This window comes from Atribacterota bacterium (assembly GCA_039638595.1).
GTDB classification, from domain to species: domain Bacteria; phylum Atribacterota; class Atribacteria; order Atribacterales; family Caldatribacteriaceae; genus Profundicultor; species Profundicultor thermophilus.
The window spans coordinates 1-8,423 of the sequence record JBDIWM010000065.1; the positions used below are offsets into that span (position 1 = coordinate 1).

General features: G+C 50.0%; 9 protein-coding genes. 8 read left to right on the forward strand and 1 reads right to left on the reverse strand.

The window, feature by feature from the left end; translation table 11 throughout:
• Positions 1-455 (forward strand): sugar ABC transporter permease (locus ABDK92_10515; GenBank protein ID MEN3187034.1); only part of this gene is annotated, 455 nt, incomplete at its 5' end.
• A gap of 4 nt (positions 456-459) precedes the next feature.
• Positions 460-1,293: a carbohydrate ABC transporter permease gene (locus ABDK92_10520; GenBank protein MEN3187035.1), complete on the forward strand. Its 834-nt coding sequence runs from the start codon at positions 460-462 to the stop codon at positions 1,291-1,293.
• Here the strand turns inward: ABDK92_10520 and ABDK92_10525 are convergent, their stop codons facing one another.
• On the reverse strand, positions 1,294-2,277 hold the full coding sequence (locus ABDK92_10525) for a GNAT family N-acetyltransferase (GenBank protein MEN3187036.1): 984 nt from the start codon (positions 2,275-2,277) through the stop codon (positions 1,294-1,296).
• Positions 2,278-2,679: 402 nt separating this feature from the next.
• Here ABDK92_10525 and ABDK92_10530 point away from each other — a divergent pair, with 402 nt between their 5' ends.
• The 6 genes from ABDK92_10530 (at position 2,680) to ABDK92_10555 (ending at position 8,085) form a co-directional block, all read left to right on the forward strand.
• Positions 2,680-2,820, forward strand: a complete 141-nt coding sequence (locus ABDK92_10530) for a hypothetical protein (protein MEN3187037.1) — start codon at positions 2,680-2,682, stop codon at positions 2,818-2,820.
• Positions 2,821-2,995: 175 nt separating this feature from the next.
• Positions 2,996-3,778 (forward strand): IclR family transcriptional regulator, encoded by a 783-nt coding sequence (locus ABDK92_10535; protein MEN3187038.1) that lies wholly within the window; start codon positions 2,996-2,998, stop codon positions 3,776-3,778.
• A gap of 323 nt (positions 3,779-4,101) precedes the next feature.
• Positions 4,102-5,673: an extracellular solute-binding protein gene (locus ABDK92_10540; GenBank protein ID MEN3187039.1), complete on the forward strand. Its 1,572-nt coding sequence runs from the start codon at positions 4,102-4,104 to the stop codon at positions 5,671-5,673.
• A gap of 57 nt (positions 5,674-5,730) precedes the next feature.
• Complete coding sequence (locus ABDK92_10545; GenBank protein ID MEN3187040.1) at positions 5,731-6,684, forward strand: sugar ABC transporter permease; 954 nt, start codon at positions 5,731-5,733, stop codon at positions 6,682-6,684.
• 14 nt (positions 6,685-6,698) lie between these two features.
• Positions 6,699-7,550 carry a carbohydrate ABC transporter permease gene (locus ABDK92_10550; GenBank protein MEN3187041.1) on the forward strand — a complete coding sequence of 284 codons (852 nt, stop codon included), beginning with the start codon at positions 6,699-6,701 and terminating at the stop codon, positions 7,548-7,550.
• 64 nt (positions 7,551-7,614) lie between these two features.
• Entirely contained in the window at positions 7,615-8,085 is a 471-nt protein-coding gene (locus ABDK92_10555) for a VOC family protein (GenBank protein MEN3187042.1), read from the forward strand.
• The last annotated feature ends 338 nt before the right edge of the window (positions 8,086-8,423 follow it).

Consider the following 8,423-nt stretch of genomic DNA (forward strand, 5'->3'; position numbering starts at 1 on the left):
TTTGGAAAGTGAACTGGCTGGGAGTACGGGAAGCATGGTGGTCTCTCGTCCTTGTGGATGTGTGGGAGTGGATGCCATTTGTGGCTTTGATCCTCTATGCCGGGATGCAATCCTTGCCCCAGGAACCTTATGAAGCGGCCATTGTGGATGGGGCGAGCCCTGGACAGGTTTTTTTCTATCTCACCCTCCCTCTTTTAAAACCCATGATGGTCATTGCCCTTCTCCTTCGCTCGATCGATGCTTTGAAAATGTTCGACGTGGTTTATGGCTTGACCCAGGGAGGACCGGGAAACGCCACTGAACTCATGAGCCTCCATATTTATCGCTTGGGATTCCGCCATACAAACTGGATCGGGAGGGCCTCCGCGAACGCTATCATCCTTCTTTTCCTCAGCACTTTGCTTACCACCATTCTCCTTCGGGTTCTGCGAAAAGAACAGGTGGGGAGAGGGTAAAAGTATGCCTTTAGCCAAAACCAGAAATATCGGGAAAGAAATGGCGTTAACCATCCTGGTCTTTGTGGTGGTGTTTGCCTGTGTCTTCCCCTTCTTTTGGATGGTTTTAACATCGGTCAAAACCAGGGTACAGGCCATTAACCCGTCGGTGTGGATTTTTTCTCCCACCCTTGAAAATTACCGTGCGGTGTTTCAGAAAAGGGACCTTTTCCTCTATATTAAAAACAGCGTGATTGTGGTCAGCGTCACGACCGTTATTTCCATCTTCCTGGGGACCCTGGCTGCGTATGGCTTAGCTCGTTTCCGTTTCCCTCGTAAAGAAGATATCGCCTTTTGGGTACTTTCCCTGCGCATGCTCCCTCCCATGGCGGTGGTGATTCCCTTTTTCCTGTTGGGTCGTTTCCTTGGGCTCCTTGATACCCATATCCTTCTTGCCCTGGTCTACCTGAGTTTTAATATTCCCTTCACCATATGGATGATGCGGGGTTTTATCGAAGAAATTCCCCTGGAAATCGAAGAAGCAGCCCTCATCGATGGGTGTTCCCGTCTTTCGGTGTTGCGGCGTATCGTTTTTCCTTTAACCCTTCCCGGAATCGCAGCAACGGCCATTTTTTGTGTGATTCAGTCCTGGAATGAGTTTGCCCTGGCCTTCTTTCTGACCAGTTTTAATGCCCGTACCGTTCCCACCACGGTGACCTTTTTCCTCTCGGTTATGGGAATCATCTGGGGAGAAATGGCTGCCGTGGGGGTTGTGGCCAGTATTCCAGTGCTCATTTTCGCCTTCTTGGTGCAGAAATACCTCGTTCGAGGACTCACCTTTGGAGCCATCAAAAGCTGACTATACTCCAACCACCGATTCGATCAGTGGGTACCAGTTTTTGGAGAGGGCTTTCTGCAACACGGTTTGGGCCTCCTTCCGGAGAGGAAAAAGCATGGCCGATTCAGCCAGGGTGGGCTGGAAACCATTTTCCTGCAGGATCGCCCATTCTTCGAGATTGGAAACCGGGCAGAGGAGGTCCACTTTGGCATTTCCCGCCGCAGAAAGGGCGACGTGAAGGAGCCTCTCTTTTCCCTCTTTTGATACCCCTGCCCAGTCACTCAGGTAGACTACCTCTTCTTCCCCAGTAGCGGTTACGATTTTTCCCCAGGCCAGCGTGATCGTTCCTTGGATTTTCCCTCGGGAATCCCGGTGTACAAAGACTTGGGCTGGAATCCCTGCTGGACGCTCCACCTTCCGCCACTTCCAGAGGGCTTCGTCGAAGGGGATAAAACCATTGTACCGGACCAGGGTTTCGTTGAGGAATTGTCGTACTTCTTCCTGGGGAAAAGGAGTGACCTCTATTTTAGGAGCTTGGCCTTCTTTTTCCAAGTGAAAAACCCTCTGGAAATCTCGGTATCCTAAGTTCTGGTAAAGCCCGAACTGTCTGGTTTCAGGCACCGTGTAGAGGTACCCGAACCAGCAATCGCAAGCCCGCATCATGGCTTCGGCTTCTTGCATAAGTTTTGTGGCCAAACCCTTTCCCCGATAGAGAGGGTGGGTCATCACCGTGTCGATAATTCCCACCGGGAGGAGTGTTCCCTCAACGACAAAAGCGCTCAGAGTCAGAAAGAGGCTGGAGATGATGGTATCCCCGTGGAGCATCACCAGGGTATGTTCTAGGCCCAAGCCTGGTCTCTGGATGTACCAGCGAAGGATGGATTCGTCAAAGGGGAGTACCCCCTGGTACTGTCCAAAACAGAGACGGTGTAGAGCAAGAAGCTCTGAATAGGGCTCCTCTGGGATTTCGCTGGCGACCGTGAAGTGGTATTCCACTTTCTTCACCCTTTCCTTATGGTTTACCACAGGTGGGCCCAAAACAATCCTTTTTGTGGGCCCACATCCATTATATCGCACCTGTTCGCCTGGTCACCAGGGAAACGTTCCACGCAAGAGGTAGGGGTTGGGGGGAAATGGCTTCTATGGGAGGTTACGCTCCGGTCGTTTCGTCCCTGCTTTTCAGGGATTTCCGAAATGTCCTCAGAGGGGTGCTCGGACCATCTTCTGTGGGCCCTGGGAAATGGGTGAATCGACGGATGTATATGAATACCGATACGGACAAAAAAGCATGGATCCTGAGAGGAAAAGAAAATACCCTTCTTTCAACACGCTTTTTGGGAGGTTCACATTGAGAAAGACCATGCTGCCAGAAATACAGCGTTTTCCCGTTTGAGAAGACTACGGAGATTGCCGATTGGATTTCTCCTTGGTCGAGATTCGGTGGACCGAGAGGGAAAGCCTGCAGGAAAATCGTTTCGAAACGAACCATCGCTGGCAGGTTTTCCTGAATGCGTAAAGAGAGAGTATTTCCTCCTTTTTGTCTGTTGAGGACATTTTCCGATTTTTTAATTTCCCTTACCCCGTATTCGCGAAAGGATTGAAAGGAATTGTATGATATCCCATTTTTGATGGTTGACAACGGAAGGATTTTTTCTATAATGATGTAAATGAAATATGGAATTCATATTTCGAATTTTGAACGGTGACGTCCATGGGTGACACAATGGTAACACCATTATGGCGAGGAATAAGAATTATGGAGCAACTTGCCAAAGAGGGCTGTCTTACCCTGGAGGAACTTTCCTTGGAGACCAAGATTCCCCGGTCCTCAACTTTCCGCCTCCTCAACACTTTGGAGAAACTTGGATATGTGGAGAGGAAGAAAGATATTCAGGGAGACCAGTGGAGCCTGGGGTTAAAAGTTTTAACCTTAGCTGGTCAAAAACTTTCCCATCTTGACTTGCGGCAGGAGATCCGTGATATTCTCGAGGATTTGGCTCGTGAGACGGATGAGTTTGTTCAGCTGGGTGTTTTCCATAACGGAAAAGTGACGTATATCGACATGGTTCGAAGGCCGAAGCCGCTGGCCTTTTTTGCCGATGTTGGTGCCCGGCTTCCTATCAATGTGAGTGCTGCAGGCCTCGTACTCGCTGCGTTCCTCAAAGAGGAGGACCTGGCCGAGGTTTTGCAGACGCAGAATTTACCCCAAAATACGCCATACACCATCACAGCCCCCAATGAATTGCGGAAGTTGCTTCAAAAAGTAGCGGCTCAGGGTTACGCCATCGATGACCAGATGTACGCGATCGGGATTCGATGCGTTGCGGCGCCGGTTTTGAATCACGTGGGACAGGTTGTCGCGGCCATCAATATCACTGGTTCCGTTTCCAGCATGACGGACGAGAAAATGGGGGCGTTGGTTCGGAGTGTCAAGAATGCCGCTCGGAAAGCATCTCTGAAGTTGGGGTACGATTTAGAAAGTGAGCGCCCCCTTACAGGGAGGTGATTTCGTCTTTTTGGGAGGAGTTGGGTTGGTTTTGGAAGGTAAGATGAGAGGAGCGGCGATCGCCACAGGTGTGCTGATCGTGCGTTTCGGGCAGGACTCCCGACAATGGTGAATCCTCTTTCCGTTACTGCGCCTTAAAATTTTTGAGTTTCGGATGGCACATCTGACGCGTCAGTGCTGCTTTCCTCTTCAACTCCGTGAGGGGATCCTCGCTGTGGGTACGAAGTTTTGGAACGAAATGTGGAAACGAGGGGAGGCGAGAAAAAGGTAAAAAACCTCAAGGGAATTTGTCCAAAGGAGAGCGAAGAAAGGGGGGTTTTTGAATGGTCAGAAAAGCACTACTGGTGATGTTTGTGGTGGTGTGGTTGGTTATCGGGGTGTTGCTTTCTAGTGCAGGATGGTCTCAGGAAAAGCGGATGTTTGAGGGCGTCACGATAAGCATTGGAGTCCTGGCTGCGGGGAACCGAGGGCCAATTTCCGGTGCACTCTACTACTGGCGTGATGAGTGGGAGAAACAAACTGGAGCCAAGTTGAATATCATCGAAGTCCCCATAGCCCAGATTAGAGAAAAAATATTCACGGACCTCTTCACCGGTGGTGGTACGTTTGACGGATTTGACGGACCCATCTGGATTACCGGGGATCTTCTGGCTGGTGACTACATTTACGATATTGAACAGTGGTACAACGATCCCCGCTTCCCTCGATGGAACAAAGATGACGTTGTACCAGGACTGGCAGACGTGGTCAACAAATGGGGTGATACGTGGTACTACGCTCCGAATGACTACGACTGTCATACCCTCAATTACCGACGTGACATCCTTACGGACCAGAGGTGGCAGGCTGAATTTGAGAAAGAGAAAGGGTACCGTTATAACGTTCCACCCCGAACCTGGGAAGAACTGGCGGACATCGCTGAGTTCTTTAACGGAAAAGACTGGAACGGCGATGGGGAACCCGATTACGGGATTTCCATGGCTTTGCAAAAGGGGCAACAGGCTGGATGGCATTTCATCTCTCTGGCTTCGCCTTACATGATGGTCCCGAGCGCCGATGGGAAGCCAACGCGCTATAAGGGGGTTCTCTGGTTCGACCCAGAAACGATGGAGCCACTCATCAACCAGCCCGGATTTTTGAGAGCCCTGGAGATGTTAATTCGCCTTTACAAGGCTGGGAACCCTGCTCAGCTGGGTTGGGAACTTGGTGGAGCCTGGAATGAATTTCTGGATGGGAAGTCAATTTTCAACTATGGGTATGGTGACCTGGGTCCTTTGGCGCAGGATGAGGAACGTTCCAAGGTAAAAGGAAAGCTGGGTTGCAGCATTCTTCCCGGAACTTTGGAAGTGTGGGATAGGGAAAAAGGAGAATGGATGAAACTCGCAGAGCCCAACTTTATTACCAACGCTATTGGTCCCTCCTGGAGCATCATGATTTTTAAACAGACCAAATACCCCGAAGTCGTCTATCACCTGGCCGCGTTCCATGCCAGTAAAGAAATCTCATTCTGGAACGTGACCCATGGTTTTACTGGGATTAACCTTGGCCAGACCTTCCAGTTCTTCACGGACCAGAGTTTCGGTGAGAAAAAGGGTGAGGCCACGATCGAGGACTGGGTCAACCAAGGATGGGATAAGAGTGATGCAGAGGAGTATGTCAAGGCGTTTTATGAAAACTACACCATGAGTAAGACCATCCTGCCCCAACTCCGTATCCCAGGAATGCAGTCTTACTACGACGCCCTCGACGATCAGATTAACGCCGCAGTCTCCGGTCAGGTGAGCCCTGAGGTTGCTTTGCAGCGGGTATACGATGAATGGCAAAAAATTACCAAGCAGCTGGGCGTGGAAAAGCAGCTAGAGTACTATCGGGAGGCCATTGGCTACAAAAAGTAACCAGTAAGTCTTTTTTGGGGGGCCATTGGCCCCCCAAGAGAAGAGGAGGGTACCAGAGTGTTTCTAGGTTTGAGCGTGAGGGTCTGGGGAATGGCGATCGGACTTATGCTTTTGACCTACCTCGGAGGAAGGTTTCTTCTTTCTGCCAAAACGAAGCAAAAGCACTTACCAACGTTTTTACTCATACCCTCGATTTTAGCCATCCTTTTCATGGTGATTTACCCTCTCGTTTACGCTTTTCGCCTTGCTTTTCTTGAGTGGCATGGTTTCACTCCCCCCCGGTTCGTTGGTCTCAATAACTTTTTGAATATGTTTTTGGATTATAAGTTCTGGAGTGCTCTTGGGGTGACCATGAAATTTGTCGCCATTGCCGTACCTGTCGAGGTTATCGTTGGATTACTCGTCGCGGTACTTCTAAACCGCCAGATCAGAGGAAAGAACTTTTTGCGAACCCTGATTACCTTACCGATTTTTGTTTGCCCGGTCGCTCTTGGTTTCGTTTCCCTGTCGCTCTATGACACGAACGGCCCGGTCAACGCACTTCTGAAAATTTTTGGTTTTCAGCCAATCGCTTGGCTGGGAACCCCCAATACTGCTCTGGCCTCGATTTTGCTCCTCGATATCTGGCAGTGGACGCCTTTCTGTTTTTTGGTTTTTCTCTCGGGATTGCAAAACTTGTCCAGCGAAATTTATGAAGCGGCGTACTTGGAGACGAATTCGTCGTTGGCCATCTTTCGCTATCTTACCCTTCCGCTCATCAAACCGATCATCGCGACAATCACCATGCTCCGGCTCCTGGAGACGCTGAAGGTTTTTGACCTTCCCATGAGCCTCACCAAAGGTGGCCCCGGCTTTGCCACGGAGACTTACTCCATCATGACTTATAAGGTGGGCTTACGGCAATTTTCTTTTGGAGATGCTTCGGCGAGAGCCTTTTTCTTTTTGTTCTTGCTGTTCGTCATTTTTACCATTCTATTCAAGATAGGAAAGTTTTCGGAAATTTATGAGTAGAGAGGGAAGCGAAAATGAGGCGCACGAGAGTAAATTGGTTGGTGTCAATCGTGCTCTATTTCACCGTCTTGGTCGTGGTGGTTTGGGCATTTTTCCCATTTTACTGGTTTATCACGACCTCGTTTAAATTTCCGCTGGACGTGATGCGTGCAACCTGGCTACCCTTCGTGGATTTCCGACCCACGCTCAATAATTGGCACTCCCAGATTTTGGGTCGGTGGCCCGAACTCTCACTGGGGCTCAAAAATAGTTTTGCTATTTCCGCTTTCGCGGCGCTTTTTTCTCTTCTTCTTGGTGCTTTTGCTGCGTATGCCCTGGCGCGTTTCAAGTTTACCCGCTGGTCAAACCGCAATATTATGGTGTTTTTCCTTTCTCAGCGGATGTTGCCTCCCGTGGTGTTGGTCATTCCTTTTCTCATCATGATGAAGACCCTGGGTTTAACCGACACCCAAATAGGACTCATTCTCATTAACACTGCTATCACCATGCCTTTCACCGTGCTCATTTTGCGCGATATCTTTGCCTCTATCCCCCGGGAACTGGAAGAAGCCGCCCTGGTCGATGGTGGTTCCCATTTGCGTATTCTTTTCCAAATCGTTTTTCCTCTGGCCTCTTCTGGTCTTGTTGCGGCTGGCATCCTGGCGTTCGCGTTGACCTGGAATGAGTACATGTTTGCCTTAACCTTGGCCCGGAAAAGCGCCGTTACCATTCCTCTCCAGATCTTGGGTACCGATAGCACGCAAGGCATCCAGTACTGGGATACGTCTGTCCGGGGTCTTATCGCAATTCTTCCCCCGGCCATCGTGACCTTATTTGTGCAGCGGTATATCATTAAAGGCCTCACGCTTGGTGCGGTAAAGGGATGAAAAGTGGACCTCCTTTCCGCCCAACGGGAGTGAGTAAAAACCAAATCCTTAAGGAGGTGTGCGTATGCAGGAAGGTGATCTCATTCAGGTAGCCTATGTGGTGCGGGATTTAGAGGGAGCCATGAAGTTCTACGTGGAAACCCTGGGTATCAAACCCTGGGCTATTTACACCTTTGCTCCACCAGCCCTGGAGCGTTCCACCGCCTGGGGAAAACCCTCAGACCATACCTTTCGCATCGCTTTAGCGCAGGCTGGAGCGGTGCAGATCGAGCTCATCCAGCCCCTCACCGGTCGCAGCACCTACGATACATTCCTAGAAAAAAAGGGAGAAGGTCTGCATCACGTGAAATTCTACTACCCCGATTGCCAGAAAAAACTCCAGGAATTCAAGGCCAGAGGGATTGAGGTGATTCAGAGCGGAAAATTCGATGACGACGAACACTACTACCTTGATACTGAGAAATTCTATGGTATCCTCATCGAGATTGGTAATAACGGCCACATGAGACCCCCAGAACGGGTGTTTCCCGCATGACGTAGACTTCATACTGGGGATGGCGTAGGCCATCCCCTTTTTTGTCGGGCTTAAAAGATTTTTTTGAGTCTCTTTAGGGCTTGCGATGGTTGGGTCATAGAACTCGGCAGTCACATACGGGTGTAATTAAAGGTCACTGCAAGAACTTTGATCTTGGAGCGAGACGAGAACACTGGACTGGTGTTCGTGTTATGAAAATGGGTGTGGTTGGGAAGGGTAGGACGAACATGGAGCTATACTGAACCCCTGAGAAGGTGGACACCTCCAAGAGATAGAGTGTATACTCAAAATTGGAGGCAGAAGCATGAAGCTCAGGAAATGGACGGCTGAGGAGAAGA